Origin of the sequence: Labrenzia sp. THAF187b (assembly GCF_009363375.1) — a bacterium.
GTDB classification, from domain to species: domain Bacteria; phylum Pseudomonadota; class Alphaproteobacteria; order Rhizobiales; family Stappiaceae; genus Roseibium; species Roseibium algicola.
Genome location: NZ_CP045344.1, coordinates 1,789,952 through 1,806,119, shown reverse-complemented (window position 1 = coordinate 1,806,119; position 16,168 = coordinate 1,789,952). Strand labels below are relative to the sequence as shown.

Below are 16,168 nucleotides of genomic sequence, written 5' to 3'. Positions count from 1 at the left end.
ACTTTATCGGAAGTCCTGGCGCACACTCCCGCAAAACAGGAGTGTGCGCCATGAAAACCGTGTCCTTCACCCAGATGAAAGACGGCACCAAGGAAGACTACGATCTGCTGGCGGAAGCGGAACGGCCCTATCACGCCCTGACACCGGAACGGATCCTGTCCGAGCTGAAGCGCCAGAACGAGGACACGCTGTCCGGTTACAAGATCACCCGAATGCAGCATGGCCTGCAGGCGGCCACAAGGGCGCGTCGGGAAGGGGCGGACATCGACTGGATCGTCGGCGCGCTTCTGCACGATATCGGCGACGGGCTGGCCCCGCAGAACCACGACCGATTCTCTGCCGAGGTCATCCGCCCCTTCGTGCGGGACGAGGTTGCCTGGGTGGTGGAACATCATGGCATCTTCCAGATGCTCTATTACGGCCGTCACTATGGCTGGGACGAAAACGCCCGCGACCAGTTCAAGGATCACATGCACTTCCAGGCCTGCGCCGACTTCTGCGAACGCTGGGACCAGTCCTCCTTCGATCCCGACTATGAAATGGACACGCTGGAAAGCTTCGAACCTCTGGTGCGAGAGGTTTTCTCGCGAAAGGCCTACGACCCGGCCGTGCTGCAGGAAGGTGTTTCAAGGGGATTGCCGCCGCTGCAGTAAAAGACAAGCACGTGATCGACGCGGTAGCTTTTGTCTTTCAAAACACCGATCGACACTCCATCGCAAACAACCCGTCCATCGCCCCCTGAACCTTTCAAAGGTTCGGGAGACTGCCACCTTGTTGCGACGAATGCCGCCGTTGCCGCGGATCGTAGCCGGAAGTTTCCTCGTAAAATCAGTTAGATCGAGAAAGACATGCGTCAGAGAATTATTGTTTGCCCTTTGATCGAAAACGAAGGCGCGTACCTTCTGTGCAAGATGCCAAGCGACCGGGGTGTCTTTCCCGGACAATGGGCACTTTCGGGTGGCGGACTGGAACAGGGTGAGCGGATGACAGAAGGGCTGCTTCGAGAAATCTCGGAAGAACTGGGATCCGACCTGACGATTGAGGACGTCCAACCCTGGACGTTTCGCGACGATGTCCGGACAAAGACCTACCCGGACGGCACGTCAGAGCAGATTTACATGATTTATCTCATATTTGATTGCAAGGCGGCGAACCGCAACGTTTCCAGCAACGAAGAGTTCGAGGACTTCGCATGGGTCCTTCCCGAAGATCTCGGTAAATATGATCTCAACGAAGCCACAAGAATGACGCTTGAAGCCAAGGGCCTGCTGCCGTCCTGACAGGTGTCGAGGATCCCGAGATCTGTCCACCTACTCCACCAGAGCAAGCGCTCCCGCCAGGAATGCTCCGCTCAAATCCCGGCACGATAAGGCTCCCTCCTCAACAACGGCCTTCCAGGCCAACTTTGCGCCGCAAACAGCCGCCACAACTTCAAGTTATGCGAATTTGAAATTGAACCTGATGGGGAGGGGTGAGCGTCATCAATGACCAGCGAAACAGTGAATTTTTACAACACCACTGCCAAGGAATATGTTGCCGACAAGGAGACGCCTAATCCCAGATTGCCTGCCTTCCTGGAGCGATGCAAAGCAAAGGGCAGAATTCTGGAACTGGGAACCGGAGGCGGTGTGGACGCCGAGGCCATACTCAAGTCCGGCTTCGTCCTGGATGCGACGGATGGCTCGTCCGAACTCGCTGCGATAGCTGCGCAACGGTTAGGCCAGCCGGTTCGGACCATGTTGTTTAACGAGCTTGATGCGGTTGAGGTTTATGACGGCGTCTATGCCTGCGCCGCACTGACACACGCTCCAAGAGCCGACCTCGGCGATGTGGTTGAGAGAATTCATCGGGCGCTACACGAGAACGGGGTCGTTTGGGCCAGTTTCAAGGTTGGCACCAACGAAGGCACAGACGCGTTTGGTCGCTACTACAATCTTCTGCCTCAGGACGAACTGACTGCGATCTGGCGAGAAGGGGCAACCTGGAGCATCCTGGAAACAGAAACCTGGTTGGGAAGTGGTTACGACCGCAAACCAACCCAATGGGCCGCCATCACCGCGATCAAATAACGTCCGTTGAGGCAGGCTGTGCCTGCGGGCTTGCGCCGCGAGCCTCCCACATCACGCAAGATCTGCTCAATCCACCGTCACGCAGTTCGGATCGCATTCCCTCCACATCCTGAGGACTTTGCTGTCCTCTGGATGTGGACATCATCCGGTGTGCGGGATCTCCATGGAGCTGAAGACCGGGTTTGAGGCTGAATCCGGGACCGATCAGTTCGGCTTGGTATCCGGAACCACTTCGGTTTCGATCGGACCAACACCAGCGCCTTCTTCCGAAGCTTTCGGGCCGAAGGGTACCCAACGCTTGAAGAAGCTTCCGACAGAGCTGCTGCCCGACTGGTCCTGCGGGGCAAAGGCGGTCTCGACCGCCGAACCCGGCCGCCGCTGTGCCGCCGGAGCCGCTTCTGCAGGAACTGCAGCCGTCGCCGTTTCGGCTGCGGGCTGTACGTCAGGCGCAGCCGTCTCGGCCGTGGCAACAGCCGGATTGGTGTCGTCCTCACCACCGCCGAGCGCTTCGGCGAGCCGGTTGGAGCGCTCTTCCCAGCGCTTCTGGCGCTCGTCACGAGCATCGAAGCGGGCAGCAAGCTGCTGGTATTTCTCGTTGTCGCGACGCTGCTTGGAGGCAACTGCCGTCGCGATGCTCGGGCTCACCTGATAGTCGGGACATTTGGCGCTGGCCCGGAAGGGCACGCCTTCAACCAGCGTGGTGGCATCGAACACGTATTTCTTCTCGCAGACGGAAATCTGCGGCGGGGTCTGCGTGATCTCGAAATGGTCGTAGCCGGTCTTCAGCATTTTCCAGAATTCCATGTGCTCGCTGTCGCGGTGGCGAGCCATGTTTTCCGGCGTCATGCGGAAGGGAAAGGCCTGGACCTGGAAGGAGCGCTGACCACCCTTGAAGCTGTCGCGGGCAAGCGCGTAGATGTCCTGGACCTGCTCGTCTGTCATCGCGTAGCAGCCACGGGACGAACAGGCGCCATGCACCATCAGATGCGAGCCGGTGCGGCCGTGGGAGCGGTCATAGGAATTCGGGTAACCGAGGTTGAAAGCCAGGTGATAACTGGAATTCGGGTTCATCAGGGCAGGCGTGATCTCGTAGAAGCCTTCCGGGGCCTGACGGTCGCCTTCCTTGAACTTCGGGCCGAGCTTGCCGGACCATTTGCAGATCTCGAACTCGTCCAGAAGCTGATATTTGCCCGTGCGGGTCTGTTTCCAGACTTCCAGAGCACTTTCTTCCTTGAAGATCCGGATCATGATCGGCGAGGTCGAGCTCATGTTGAGATCGTTCATCTTGCGCTTGATCGACGCGCTGACAGGCTGCTGCGCCTTGTTGGGGCCTGCAGTGAATTCGTCTGCCTGGCAAGCCGCCAGCACACCGGCAAGCATCAGCGCCGCACCAAGACGGGCTGCCTTGCGGCCACTCAGGCCGCTGTTGCCAAGAAGAAGGCCGGCTGGCGTGTTCATAAGGCGCCGAAAGACCATGATACTGTCCCAAACTAAGCGGAAACGGACAAAGGCGAACGAACTGCCTTGCCGCACTTCCTGCGTCCTCGCCCCCGCGCAAAGGCTAGGGAATGATGGTTGACGATAAGTTACTGAAACCGGATTGTGCCTGCGACCAAAATTATGGTGATAGGAACAAAAACTTGCCCAAGCGTCATCTTGTGCGTCCCAACTTCGCCTGAATGACGGCAAATTCTGGCCACAGGATGGCAAAAAGGCCGCTTTTACGGCGGCCTTGCATCGTTTTTTCCTAAAATACAGCAGCTTGGTGCACTGCGCGATTGCCTGCGCGGCAAAATCGCCGAAACCGGCAGCAGGAAGACACCAGGTCGGGCAGGAAGACCTAGCTCAGGGTTCTGCCGATAGCGATGAATTTTTCGCGCCGCTGCTTGCGTATTTCATCCGGCGACAGGCCCGCCAGCTCTTTCAGCGCAGATTCGATCGCCTTGCCCGCGTTGTCGATAACGATTTCACGTGCACGGTGCGCACCGCCGACAGGCTCCTTGATGATGTCATCGATGACACCGAGCTGCTTGAGATCCTGTGCGGTGATCTTCAGTGCTGTCGCAGCGTCCTGCGCCTTGGCGCTGTCGCGCCACAGGATGGAGGCGGCGCCTTCCGGTGAAATCACCGAATAGATCGCGTGTTCCATCATGAGAACCTTGTTGGCGGTCGCGATCGCGATCGCGCCACCGGAGCCGCCTTCGCCAATGACGACGGAAACGGACGGCGTTCCAAGGCCGAGGCCGACATCCGTCGAGCGGGCGATGGCTTCGGACTGACCGCGCTCTTCAGCCCCGCGTCCCGGATAGGCGCCGGAGGTGTCGACAAAGGTGATCAGCGGCAGGCCGAAACGTTCGGCCATTTCCATGACCCTGACCGCCTTGCGGTAACCTTCCGGACGGACCATGCCGAAGTTGTGCTTCAGACGCGTTTCGGTGTCGTGGCCTTTTTCCTGAGCCAGTACAGCCACCGACTGACCGCGAAAACGACCGATGCCGGCGATCAGCGCTGCATCTTCGGCGAACTTCCTGTCACCGGCTAGCGGCGTGAAATCTTCGATCAGACCGGCGATATAGGCAACGGCATGCGGGCGATCGGGATGGCGGGCAACGAGCGTTTTCTGCCAGGGCGTCAGTTTGGCGTAGAGGTCCTGCAGCGTTTGCGAGGATTTCGTTTTCAGCCGGTCGATTTCACTGTCGACATTGACGGCTTCGCCATCTTCCCCGGCCAGAGCGCGCAGCTCCTGGATCTTGCCTTCAATGTCTGCAACGGGCTTTTCGAATTCCAAATAGCTGTGCATTTACTCGGTTACCTGAAACAAGCCGGCACCGCCTTACGTCCGGCGGCCGCTCCGGAAATTCTGTCACAAGATCGAAGGATTACCAGCCGAAAGAGACCAGCCACCCGAATGTCGATCATTTCAAAGACGTTCAAGCATCTTTGCCGCGTCTGAACAACGCAAGATACTCCAGGCAACGCAAGCGTGCCTGAACGCATAGTTGGAGGGCTGTATCAAGAGACGCAAGTGGGCGCAAGTCTCGGTGTGCCGGCAAACAGGGATTGAAAGCCTCTCGCGCCTGGGAAACCCTTCCCGGTTTTTTTGCCGGAAAGGGCCGAAGAAGGGTCGGTGATCAGTCGACGGATGCCTGATCGCTGCCGGCACCGTCGATCTTGAGCTTGTCCGCTTCCACGATCAGGCGGCCGTTCTTGGTGTCGATGGAAATCCGGTAGGGGACGAGCACGTTGTCACGGCCCATCGGCGCAACCCACACTTCCATGTTGGCCTGAGCCATGTATTTGACCGAATCCTTGGACGGGCGGTGCCCGGCGACAGGTACCCAGCGGGCCTTGCAGACAACGACCTGGCCGTCATAGCCGTGGCCCGAGACTTCCTTCGTGCCGGAATAGCTCAGCTTGATATCGAACCGTGTCCAGCCGTCGAACACCGGCAGACGACGCGAACAGGCCTTCGGCCCGAGACTGTCCTTGGCACGGCCCACCGGCATCAGAGCGGCGCTCAGCGGATCGATCGCATTGCGCGTATGCCGATCCGTCACCTTGATCCGCTCCGGATTGGGCTTGAACTGCGGCGCGACTTCCATTGAACGGATGGACCCGGAGCCCTGGCTCAGGTTGACGTAGAAATCGAGATTGGAGGCGTGCGACGCCATCCTGTATTTCGACGGCACGACGCGCGATCCGACCATCCAGCCGGATGCTTCCGCCCCACCCTTGCCGGTGGTGAACAGCGTGCCGATACCTGCCGGTTCCAGACTGACCTTGGCCGAATAGGCATTGCCCTGCATGACGAGCGACAGCGTTCCGCGCCCGACCTTGAAGCCGGCAATCGAAATATTGTAAAGGCCGCCGACGCTGTTTTTCTTGGCTTCCGCCGGTGTCGTCAGCAGCGCCGCAGCAAGCATTGGCAGGGCGACCAGCCGCCCGAGAGACATCAAACCAAACACTTCAAAACCTCCGGACTGCCGTCTGGCAGCGAATTGCGCCCCCGCGCCATGAGTGTTCCGCGACGGAAAGATACCATAAATCCCGCTCGATGAACGACCCCAATCATTCTAAATTATGGTAACTCACTGGTTAACAGCCGGGCGTCCTGCAAATAAAAGCAGTGAATCTCCGCAAAGCGGCGGAGATGTCTTGACGTTGGCCTTCACTCCCATTATAGCGGGGCAACTTTTTCCGAGAAATGCCGGAGACGATGTCGCCGGGCCTCAGGTCCGCGCCGGTTCCGGTTGGACTTGCTGGGTTCAAAGTAACGGCCCAGCCACGAAAACAAAAGGTGATATCATGGCACGCCGTTGCGAACTCTCCGGCAAAGATGTGATGACGGGCAACAACGTCTCCCACGCTAACAACAAGTCCCGCCGCCGGTTCCTGCCGAACCTGTGCAACGTGTCCCTCATCAGCGACACGCTCGGCGAAACCTTCAAGCTGAAGGTCTGCGCACACGCACTGCGCTCCGTCGAACACCGCGGTGGCCTGGACGCATACCTGATGAAGGCAAGCGACGCGGACCTGTCCGATGCTGCTCGCAAGATCAAGGTCGACATCAAGCGCAAGCAGGCTGAAGCCGCTGCCGCTTAAGGCCTGAAGCGCCTGCACGGCTCGTTCCGGCAGCGGGCAGCTCGCATAGTTGCAAAGAACCTTTTCAGGACGCCCAATCGATATCGGTTGGGCGTCTGTCGTTATGAGGTGAACACATGACCGAAACTCGGACCTTCTCCGCAAGCCATCACGTAGTCGCCATTCTGGCGATGGCGGCTGTTGTCGTTGCATCCAACTTTCTGGTCCAGTTCCCGGTCGAGCATTTCATCGGCGGTGTCAATCTTGCCGATACGCTCACCTGGGGTGCGTTCACCTACCCGGTCGCCTTCCTGGTGACCGATCTCACCAACCGCCGTTTCGGCCCGACCGCCGCACGCAAGGTTGTGATTGCCGGCTTCCTGATTGCCGTGGTCCTGTCGGTCTGGCTGGCGACGCCCCGCATTGCCATCGCCTCCGGCACGGCGTTTCTGGTCGCGCAATTGCTGGACGTGACGATATTCGACCGCATGCGAAAGCTGGCCTGGTGGAAAGCGCCGATCACCTCTTCCTTCATCGGCTCGGTAATCGACACGCTCCTGTTCTTCGGCATCGCCTTTTCCGCCAGCTTTGCCTTCATCGACGGCCTGTTCGGGATGGACGACAGCTCGCTCGCCTTCCCGGTGCCCTTCCTGGGCATCAGCGACGATACCCAGGCGCTGCTGTGGGTGTCCTTGGCCGCGGGAGACTTCCTGGTCAAGATGCTGGTTGCCGTCGCCCTGCTCGCCCCTTACCGCATCGTGCTCGGCCTGTTTCAGGCCATGCCGAAGGGAACTGCCGCCTAGGCACTAGGCGCGAAAAAGGCGGGTTGGTCGTCCGGGGACCGACTTGCCGGGCAGAAGTGCTCCCGCGCCTCAATCTTCCAGCCGAAACCTCAGGAACAAGGTCCTCTGCAGGATCGAACGGTTGTTGTCGGAGACAAGCGTCAGGATTGTTTCACCGTTTTCATTGGTGTGAATACCCAGAGCTTCCATGTTGTCGATCTGGGAGTTGAAGTCGGCCTCCAGCAGCAACTCGCCTTCCAGAACGGCTCCGGCAGCAATGTCGGCTCCTTTGAACCGCCGCAACCGCAGGCCGATCAGATCACGCAGGCTGAAGCGGCGCTCCACCAGAATCATGTCGCCGCCGGGCAGAAACGCCGCATCCGTCGCATCGAAGCGCTCATACCGGCGGATGGTGAAGCGTTCCGTGCCGTCCGGACCAATAATGAAGCCAGACAGGTCGTGCAGATCGCTTGGCGCTGATTCCGCGACAGCCACGAGCTTGCCGGCCAACGGGCCGTCCTCCGGCCCGGCTGCCAGAGCTTCCAGACCGGTGTTTCGCGGCAGATCACGAATATCCTGCGGCAGCGCGACTTCACCGATCATCCTTTCCTTGCCGGTCGAAATCGGCCACGGATATCGGTAGATGGCGTTGCGGGTTTCAGCAGTGACATAAAGACCGGAGCCCGACAGCGTCAGTGCCTCGGTGTCATGACCCCAGCGTGCATCGAGCGTTTTGCCATCGGCCCCCAAAAGCGGCGCGAAACGCAAGTCTTCGATCTCCGTCGGCTTGCCATCCGCCGTCTGCACGATTCGGCCGCTGACCCAATGTCCGTTGTCGGTGACCGCCAGAAACGCGCTTCCCCCGTCCAGACTGATCAGACCGGAAAGCCCGCCGACCTTGCGGTCCGCGGCTATCAGCTCCACACCGCCAAGAAAAGTCAGCTTGCCGAAGGTCGTATCGGCAAGCCCTATGCGGAATGTGTCGATGGACCGGGTACGGGCCTTGACCGGCTGCGCGTCCGAAAGCAGCTCCGGCGCCCCGGCGGCGGCGGGCGCAGCAAACCAGAAAGTGGAGAGAAAGGCGGCAGCCAGCGCGAAGCTGCCTGCCGAAAGACGCCTTTCTGCTCCCATGTTTTCCAGATCCTGCCGACTAACGATGACCCGCGCGGCGACGGCGGCCACGCGTGTTGAAGGAGGTGTCCACCTCGTCGTCGAAAAGGTTGGCAAGCTGGTCCGTCATGGCACCCGCCAGTTCTTCGGCATCGACAATGGTGACCGCCCGTCGGTAGTAGCGCGTGACGTCATGTCCGATACCGATGGCAATCAGCTCGACCGGCGACCGGGTCTCGATTTCCTCGATGACGTAGCGCAGGTGACGCTCCAGATAGTTGCCCGGGTTGACCGAAAGCGTGGTGTCGTCCACCGGCGCGCCATCGGAAATCATCATCAGGATGCGACGCTGTTCGGGCCGTGCCATCAGCCGGTCATGGGCCCACAGCAGGGCTTCGCCGTCGATGTTTTCCTTCAAAAGGCCCTCGCGCATCATCAGGCCGAGATTGCGCCTGGCCCGGCGCCAGGGCGCGTCCGCGGACTTGTAGATGATGTGGCGCAGATCGTTGAGCCGGCCAGGTGTCGGCGGTTTGCCGGCACCGATCCAGCTCTCCCGCGACTGGCCGCCCTTCCAGGCCTTGGTGGTGAAGCCGAGGATCTCGACCTTCACGCCGCAGCGCTCCAGCGTGCGCGCCAGAATGTCGGCACAAGTGGCGGCAACGGTGATCGGACGGCCGCGCATGGATCCCGAGTTGTCCAGAAGCAGCGTCACGACCGTGTCGCGGAAATTGGTGTCGCGCTCCTGCTTGAAGGCAAGCGGAGCCATCGGATCGGTCACGGCACGGGTCAGTCTGGCGGTGTCCAGAAGCCCTTCTTCAAGGTCGAAGTCCCAGGCCCGGTTCTGCTGCGCCATCAGCTTGCGCTGCAACCGGTTGGCAAGGCGCGCCACGGCCCCTTGCAGGTGGGTCAACTGCTTGTCCAGGAACCCGCGCAGACGATCAAGCTCCGCCATGTCGCAAAGTTCTTCAGCGGTAATCGTCTCGTCAAACTGGGTGGTGAACACGCGGTAGTCGGATTCCGGCCGGTTGGAAAACGGCGTATCGGGCCGGTCGCTTTCGCCCGGCTCCTCGGTATCCTCCGACATGTCCTGATCGGCGAAGTCTTCCATATCGGCTTCGGCGGCTTCCGTATCGCCGCTTTCCTGCTCTTCGCCGGAAAGTTCCATCTCCTGCGGAGAGGCTTCCTGTTCGCCGGAATCTTCTTCGCTGTCGTCGCCCGATTCAGCTTCGTCGTTGTTGCCCTGGTCCTCGTTTTCTTCCGGGTCCATGTCCTGGTCGTGATCGCCAAGCTCATCGCCCATATCGAGCGATTTCAGGACGTCGCGCAGACGGGCCGCGAAGGAATTCTGGTCCTCGACTTCGGCTTCCAGCCTGTCGAGGTCGGCACCGGCCTTGTCCTCGATCCAGCCGCGCCACATGTCGACGAGCTTGGTCGCGCTTTCCGGCGGCTTCGCACCGGTCAGGCGTTCACGCACCAGCAGGGACAGCGCATCCTGTAACGGCGCTTCTTCCCGACTGGAGATATCCGGCGCACCGGACTTGCGGAACCGGTCGTCAAGCATCACCGACAGGTTGTCGGCTACCCCTTGCATCCGGCGCGCGCCAACGGCTTCGCAACGGGCCTGTTCGACCGCTTCGAAGATCGCTCGTGCGTCCGGGCCCTGCGGCATGTTCTTGGAATGAACAGCCTTGTCGTGGCAGGCAATGCGCAGGGCGATGCTGTCGGACAGACCACGGGTAATCGCGATCTCGCGCGCGTTGATCTTGCGCGAGGGCTCGGGCAAGCGCGCGGACATGCCGCTGAGACCGGGCCGGTCACCGGAAAAGATGACTTCCAGTTCCGGCTCTCCGGATATCGCCCGCATGGTACCGGACACCGACTGCTTGAATGGCTCGGTGCTCGGTGCGGGCTTGCTGCCCGGAAGGGAATTGTGACCCGGCCGCGGTGCCATCGGGACCTCAGCTCATGACTACGTTGACGGAGGATTCCGGCAGATCTTCACCGAAGCAGCGCTGATAGAACTCGGCCACCAGGGACTGTTCCATGTCGTCGCACTTGTTGAGGAAGGTCAGACGGAAGGAAAAGCCGACATCGCCGAAAATCTGGGCATTTTCCGCCCAGGTAATCACCGTACGCGGGCTCATGACCGTGGACAGGTCGCCGTTGATGAAGGCGTTCCGGGTCATGTCCGCCAGGCGCACCATCTTGGAAACGGTGTTGCGGCCTTCGTCCGACTGGAAGTGCTTGGCCTTCGACAGAACGATATCCACCTCGTTGTCATGCGGCAGGTAGTTCAGCGTGGTGACGATCGACCAACGGTCCATCTGCGCCTGGTTGATCTGCTGCGTGCCGTGATAAAGACCGGAGGTATCGCCGAGGCCGACCGTGTTGGCGGTGGCGAACAGCCGGAAGGCGGCATGCGGACGGATGACCCGGCTCTGGTCGAGCAGCGTCAGGCGGCCGGAAGATTCCAGGATACGCTGGATCACGAACATCACGTCCGGACGGCCGGCGTCGTATTCGTCGAAGACCAGCGCGACATTGTGCTGATAGGCCCAGGGCAGGATCCCGTCGCGAAACTCGGTGACCTGCTTGCCGTCCTTGATCACGATCGCGTCCTTGCCGACCAGATCGATACGGGAAATATGGCTGTCCAGGTTGACGCGGATACACGGCCAGTTGAGACGCGACGCCACCTGCTCGATGTGGGTCGATTTACCGGTACCGTGATACCCGGTCACCATCACGCGCCGGTTATGGGCAAAACCCGCCAGGATCGCCAGCGTGGTCGCGCGGTCGAACAGGTAGTCTTCGTCACGCTCGGGCACATGTTCTGACGGCGCGGAAAATGCAGGTACCTTGAGGTCGGACTTGAAACCGAAAACCTCTTCTACGGAAATTTCAGTGTCCGGCATGGCCATGGCCGCAGTCGTCGTCTCAGTCATCAGTCCTCCGCAGTCCCGGAAGTTCGGGAAGGGTCGTTTGGGAAAAGCCGGCAGGACCCTGCAGGCTCTAAAGGAAACCGGCTTTTTTCAGAACGTTATACGCCTGAATGATTTCCCGCAGGCGGTCTTCGGAAGACCTGTCACCGCCATTGGCATCCGGATGGTTCAATTTAACAAGCTCCTTATAGCGCGCTTTGATTTCGGCGCCACGGGCTGTGTAAGGCAGATTGAGCACATCCAGGGAACGTTTTTCAAGCGTTAGTAGCTTTCTTTCGCGCGGGCGCCGAACTTGCTCGGTGCGCCGCTGCGCATTGGAGCGCATGCTGGAGCGGGCGTCGAACCCGTCCGGCCCCTCGGCTGCCTGCCGGTTTACGCCCATTTTCCAGGTCGGCCGGTGCCCCGTCAGACTGTCCTTCTGATAGGTGCGCACGTCGTCGTCGCCCATACCTGTAAAATAGTTGTAGGACTTGTTGTATTCGCGCACATGGTCGACGCAGAAATTGAAATACTGCCCCTCCCGGTCACGCCCTTTCGGCGCCCGGTGCGTGCCTGGCCGCTTGCAACCCGGATGGTCGCACGAAGGATGGCGATCCTGTTCCACCCGTTCCTTGTCCGGTTTCACACGGATGCTGTCGAAGAGTTTTGAGTCCAGTTTCATGCGCCGAAATATTGAAGTGTGAGGGCCGACGGGCAAGCCGCAGGCCGTTGCATTGTCCCGGTATCCAAAGTTAATTTCCCCGCACCGGATTTCGAAAGTCGAAGAGCCAGGCACTGTATCAGGCAGGGCCGGACCACGAAAGACTTGAACTTCGAAAACAGCTACGCCAAGTGAGACACATGAGCACAAAGCAGACGATCACCGACAAACTCTCCGCAGCCTTCTCGCCGTCTTTTCTGAACGTCATCGACGAGTCGGAAAAGCACAGGGGCCACGGTGGCTGGCGCGAGGGCGGCGAAACCCACTTCCGGGTACAGATCGCCGCAGCCGCTTTCGAAGGCATGAACCGCGTGGCAAGGCATCGGGCGATCAACGACCTGCTTGCAGATGAAATTGCCGGCGGTGTGCACGCCCTGGCGCTGGAAATTCGCGCCGACAGCGAACCGGATCCCCGCGCGGCCCGGGTTTCGGGCGGCTGACAGGCTCGCCTTTTTGCTGGTCTTCAGACCAGCCCCAATCAACCTAAGTAGTCCCACCCGGCCTTTGAAACCGGGTGGATTTTTGGCTCAGGTGCCCGCTTTCGCAGCCGCGCCCGCAACGGCCTGGGCAGCTCCGGCCGGCATCTTGACGCCCGGAATCTGGCCAAGCGGCATGATGCGCAGCCGCGTGATGCGGTTCTTCTCCCGCCGCAGCACCGTGAAGCGGAAGCCGTGGAAGGTGAAGATCTGGCGCTCGTCCGGGATCATCCGCGCTTCGTGAATGACCAGACCGGCGATCGTGGTCGCCTCGTCGTCCGGCAGGCTCCAGTCGGCAGCGCGGTTGAGGTCGCGAATCGGCACCGAGCCGTCGACAATCACCGAGCCATCGGCTTGCGGCCGCAGGCCTTCCAGCTCCACGTCGTGCTCATCGGCGATCTCGCCGACGATTTCTTCCAGAATGTCTTCCAGCGTGACCAGGCCCATCACCTCGCCATACTCGTCAACCACGAGCGCGAAATGGGACTTGTGCCGCAGGAATGCATTGAGCTGATCCTGAAGCGAAGTCGTGTCGGGAACGAACCAGGCCGGGGCAGCGATATCCAGAACGTTGATCTTCGCAGCATCGCCACCGGCAGCCTGCAACGCACGCAGCAGATCCTTGGCATGCAGCACGCCGACGAAATTGTCGCTCTCCCCGCGCCAGAGCGGCAGGCGGGTATAGGGCGATGCCAGGGCCGCGTTCACCAGCTTGTCCGGCGCATCGTCCGCATTCAGCGCCACCATGTTGGTGCGGTGAACCATCACGTCCGAGACTTCCAGTTCCGCAAGATCGAGCAAACCACCGAGGCGGTCGCGCTCACCCTTTTCCAGGCCACCTTCGATATGCTGGAGATCGACGGCGCCGCGCAGTTCCTCGTGCGGCGACAGGATCGAGGTGTCGTCGCCGATATTGACGCCAACCAGCTTCAGAATGTTGCGGACAATCCACTCCACCCCGACCACGATCGGGCCGAACACGGCCACCACGAACCGCACGATCGGCGCCACCGCCAGCGCAAACCGCTCCGGGTTCGAAATGGCCCAGGTCTTCGGCAGCACTTCGGCAAAAACCAGAACGAGGGCGGTCATCACCAGGGTGGCAAGTGCAACGCCAGCGTCGCCGAACAGGGACAGGAACACACTGGTTGCCAGCGCAGACGCCAGAATGTTGACCAGGTTGTTACCCAGGAGCAGCGCGCCGATCAGACGTTCCCGGTTGGCGATCAGCAGGCTGACCACCCGGGCGCGCCAGTCGCCGGTTTTTTCCATCTGGTGCATGCGCGCGCGCGATGCGGCGGTGAGCGCCGTTTCCGAACCGGAAAAGAAGCCGGACAGGAACAGGAGAACGAAGATGGCGACAATCGCCAGCCAGAGAGCCGTTTCCGTCATGCCTCGAGTTTCTCCTTCAGGAAGTCAGACACCACTGCGGGATCGACGCCTTTTTCGACAAAGGCTTCGCCGATACCGCGCGTCAGAATGAAGGTCAGCGCCCCCCGGCTGACCTTCTTGTCCTGTGCAATGATATCCATGAGCGTTTCAGCCGGCGGCAGTTGACCGGGGATGTCCTGCACCCGCACAGGCAGGCCGACATCGCTCAGATGCTTGTGGACACGTTCGACGGTGTCCTCGCCGATCAGGCCGAGGCGCTGAGAGAATTCATGTGCCAGCATCATGCCGATGGAAACGCCTTCGCCATGGACCAGACGCTCGGTCTCGTAGGCGACCGCCGATTCAAGCGCGTGGCCGAACGTGTGACCCAGATTGAGCAGCGCCCTGCGGCCGGATTCCAGCTCGTCGGCAGCAACCACATCCGCCTTTGCCTGACAGGACCTTGCGACGGCCTCGTCCCGCTCCGCGCCACCTGCAAAGACCGCCTGCCAGTTGGTCTCCAGCCAGGCGAAGAAATCCGCATCACCCAGGAGCCCGTATTTGGCGACTTCCGCATAACCGGCGCGGAAGTCGCGCAGCGGCAGCGTATCCAGAATGGCGGTATCGGCCAGCACCAGGGCGGGCTGGTGGAAAGCGCCGATCAGGTTCTTGCCATGACGTGAATTGATGCCGGTCTTGCCGCCGACGGAACTGTCGACCTGGGCAAGAAGCGTGGTCGGCACCTGGATGAAGGCCATGCCACGACGCACGGCCGAGGCGACAAAGCCCGTCAGGTCACCGACGACACCGCCGCCAAGGGCGACGACCGCGTCGCCGCGCTCCAGCCGGGCGGCCAGAACCTCGTCGCACAGGCGCTCGAATTCACGGAAGCATTTGGTGCTTTCGCCTGCCGGCACCGTGATGGCGGTGTGCTCCAGACCGGCGGCCTTGAGGCTCTGCGAAAAAGCCTTCAGATGAAGGCCCGCAACGGTTTCATCGGCAACGACCGCAAGACGCGCGCCGGGCATAACAGCGGCGATTTCCGCTCCCGCTCCTTCAAGCAGCCCCCGACCGATCTTGATGTCGTAACTGCGCGCGCCAAGATCGACCCGGACGATCTTCTCGTCCCGGCCCAACAATGCTTTTGCCACTACCGTGTCTACCATGCCGTCACGCTTCTAAAATCAGGTCATTGATGTTTGCGCGGCGCTGGTGGCCTCGCGTTCGAACAGGTGATCCGCAAGGGTGGCGACGATCTGATCGACCACCGCCTCATGCGGAACGTCCTTGGAGGTGACCGTCAGGGCCGCCTTGGCATAGACGGGCTCGCGGTCAGCCATCAGCTTGCGCATCGTTCCCTCGGGATCGGGGTTCTGCAGCAGCGGACGCGTGGATCTGCGCCGGACCCGTGCCATGACCGTGTCGAAATCGACTTTCAACCAGATGGACAGGCCAAGCTCGGCGATCTCCGCCCGCGTTGCCTCGCTCATGAAAGCGCCGCCGCCCGTTGCCAGCACCTGCGGTCCTTCACGCAGAAGACGGGCGATCACCCGTTCTTCACCGCTGCGAAAATAAGGCTCGCCGTGTTCGGCGAATATTTCCGCCACGCTCATGTTGGCCGCGCGCTCGATTTCGGTATCGGCGTCGACAAATTCAAGGCCCAGCCGGTGCGCCAGCCGCTTGCCGACGGTCGACTTGCCACAGCCCATGATTCCCACCAGAACGATGGACCGATGCCCCAGGGCAGCTACCAGGCGGGCCAGATCAACGGGTTTTACGTCTGTCTCCGCGGATCCTCCTTCGGAAGACCGCGCCTTGTCGTGTTCTGTCATGGCGGCGTTTTAGCATATTCGTCAAAAAAGACACGGGGGAACTCCGCCTGCCGGACTGCTGCTTTGCCTTGCATGCGCCCCCGCCTTGTTGAAACAATCGCCTATCCGATTCGCTTGCCCGTGAGCGGACCGACGCCCTGACCTGGAGACAGCCGACGTGCCGACCCTGACCCGCCTGTTGCTCGTGCTGCTGCTGCTCGGCGCGCTCGGTTATGGCGCGATCTACTCCCTGGCCAACCTTGTCGATCCGCGTGAACGGGAAATCGAGGTTAGGGTGAAGAAAGACGGCTTCGGCCGCTAGCACA

At 60.8% G+C, this 16,168-nt stretch carries 17 protein-coding genes; 7 read left to right on the top strand and 10 right to left on the bottom strand.

The genetic code is table 11. The features are described from left to right. Positions 1–50 precede the first annotated feature (50 nt). The 3 genes from FIV03_RS08310 to FIV03_RS08300 all read left to right on the top strand — a co-directional run bounded on the left by FIV03_RS08310 (position 51) and on the right by FIV03_RS08300 (position 2,069). On the top strand, positions 51–653 hold the full coding sequence (locus FIV03_RS08310) for an HD domain-containing protein (RefSeq protein ID WP_023002815.1): 603 nt from the start codon (positions 51–53) through the stop codon (positions 651–653). Between the two features lie 195 nt (positions 654–848). Beyond that, the gene (gene nudI, locus FIV03_RS08305; RefSeq protein WP_152509225.1) at positions 849–1,280 is read left to right on the top strand and encodes a nucleoside triphosphatase NudI; all 432 of its coding nucleotides are present in this window, start codon (positions 849–851) and stop codon (positions 1,278–1,280) included. 204 nt (positions 1,281–1,484) lie between these two features. Continuing rightward, positions 1,485–2,069 (top strand): class I SAM-dependent methyltransferase, encoded by a 585-nt coding sequence (locus tag FIV03_RS08300; protein ID WP_152509224.1) that lies wholly within the window; start codon positions 1,485–1,487, stop codon positions 2,067–2,069. Between the two features lie 204 nt (positions 2,070–2,273). On the opposite strand, the gene FIV03_RS08295 is transcribed toward FIV03_RS08300, so the two are convergent. The 3 genes from FIV03_RS08295 to FIV03_RS08285 all read right to left on the bottom strand — a co-directional run bounded on the left by FIV03_RS08295 (position 2,274) and on the right by FIV03_RS08285 (position 6,034). Then, positions 2,274–3,545 carry a murein L,D-transpeptidase family protein gene (locus tag FIV03_RS08295; protein ID WP_152509223.1) on the bottom strand — a complete coding sequence of 424 codons (1,272 nt, stop codon included), beginning with the start codon at positions 3,543–3,545 and terminating at the stop codon, positions 2,274–2,276. Between the two features lie 364 nt (positions 3,546–3,909). After that, complete coding sequence (locus FIV03_RS08290; protein ID WP_023002811.1) at positions 3,910–4,869, bottom strand: acetyl-CoA carboxylase carboxyltransferase subunit alpha; 960 nt, start codon at positions 4,867–4,869, stop codon at positions 3,910–3,912. Between the two features lie 331 nt (positions 4,870–5,200). Beyond that, positions 5,201–6,034 carry a DUF3108 domain-containing protein gene (locus FIV03_RS08285; RefSeq protein WP_208984624.1) on the bottom strand — a complete coding sequence of 278 codons (834 nt, stop codon included), beginning with the start codon at positions 6,032–6,034 and terminating at the stop codon, positions 5,201–5,203. 340 nt (positions 6,035–6,374) lie between these two features. Between FIV03_RS08285 and rpmB the strand changes: the two genes are divergently transcribed. Beyond that, positions 6,375–6,671, top strand: a complete 297-nt coding sequence (rpmB, locus tag FIV03_RS08280; protein ID WP_023002809.1) for a 50S ribosomal protein L28 — start codon at positions 6,375–6,377, stop codon at positions 6,669–6,671. Positions 6,672–6,787: 116 nt separating this feature from the next. Then, on the top strand, positions 6,788–7,453 hold the full coding sequence (locus tag FIV03_RS08275) for a VUT family protein (RefSeq protein WP_152509222.1): 666 nt from the start codon (positions 6,788–6,790) through the stop codon (positions 7,451–7,453). Between the two features lie 69 nt (positions 7,454–7,522). Here FIV03_RS08275 and FIV03_RS08270 read toward each other — a convergent pair whose 3' ends face one another. From FIV03_RS08270 to FIV03_RS08255, 4 genes are all read right to left on the bottom strand, one after another. Then, on the bottom strand, positions 7,523–8,563 hold the full coding sequence (locus tag FIV03_RS08270) for an esterase-like activity of phytase family protein (protein WP_152509221.1): 1,041 nt from the start codon (positions 8,561–8,563) through the stop codon (positions 7,523–7,525). 19 nt (positions 8,564–8,582) lie between these two features. Beyond that, positions 8,583–10,493 (bottom strand): cobaltochelatase subunit CobT, encoded by a 1,911-nt coding sequence (cobT, locus tag FIV03_RS08265; RefSeq protein ID WP_152509220.1) that lies wholly within the window; start codon positions 10,491–10,493, stop codon positions 8,583–8,585. A 7-nt stretch (positions 10,494–10,500) separates the two neighbouring features. After that, a complete protein-coding gene (gene cobS, locus FIV03_RS08260) occupies positions 10,501–11,487 on the bottom strand; it encodes a cobaltochelatase subunit CobS (protein ID WP_023002805.1) in 987 nt (328 codons plus the stop codon). 67 nt (positions 11,488–11,554) lie between these two features. Then, complete coding sequence (locus FIV03_RS08255) at positions 11,555–12,145, bottom strand: DnaJ domain-containing protein (protein ID WP_023002804.1); 591 nt, start codon at positions 12,143–12,145, stop codon at positions 11,555–11,557. 179 nt (positions 12,146–12,324) lie between these two features. Between FIV03_RS08255 and FIV03_RS08250 the strand changes: the two genes are divergently transcribed. Next, complete coding sequence (locus tag FIV03_RS08250; protein ID WP_152505312.1) at positions 12,325–12,624, top strand: BolA family protein; 300 nt, start codon at positions 12,325–12,327, stop codon at positions 12,622–12,624. A gap of 87 nt (positions 12,625–12,711) precedes the next feature. On the opposite strand, the gene FIV03_RS08245 is transcribed toward FIV03_RS08250, so the two are convergent. The 3 genes from FIV03_RS08245 to FIV03_RS08235 are packed head-to-tail and all read right to left on the bottom strand — an operon-like array spanning position 12,712 to position 15,863. Continuing rightward, entirely contained in the window at positions 12,712–14,052 is a 1,341-nt protein-coding gene (locus tag FIV03_RS08245) for an HlyC/CorC family transporter (protein WP_023002801.1), read from the bottom strand. Next, the gene (gene aroB / locus FIV03_RS08240; RefSeq protein WP_152509219.1) at positions 14,049–15,197 is read right to left on the bottom strand and encodes a 3-dehydroquinate synthase; all 1,149 of its coding nucleotides are present in this window, start codon (positions 15,195–15,197) and stop codon (positions 14,049–14,051) included. Before aroB ends, FIV03_RS08245 begins: the two co-directional genes overlap by 4 nt. An 18-nt stretch (positions 15,198–15,215) precedes the next feature. Then, a complete protein-coding gene (locus tag FIV03_RS08235; protein WP_023002799.1) occupies positions 15,216–15,863 on the bottom strand; it encodes a shikimate kinase in 648 nt (215 codons plus the stop codon). A gap of 157 nt (positions 15,864–16,020) precedes the next feature. Between FIV03_RS08235 and FIV03_RS31535 the strand changes: the two genes are divergently transcribed. Further along, positions 16,021–16,164 (top strand): hypothetical protein, encoded by a 144-nt coding sequence (locus tag FIV03_RS31535; protein WP_167579543.1) that lies wholly within the window; start codon positions 16,021–16,023, stop codon positions 16,162–16,164. Positions 16,165–16,168 lie beyond the last annotated feature (4 nt).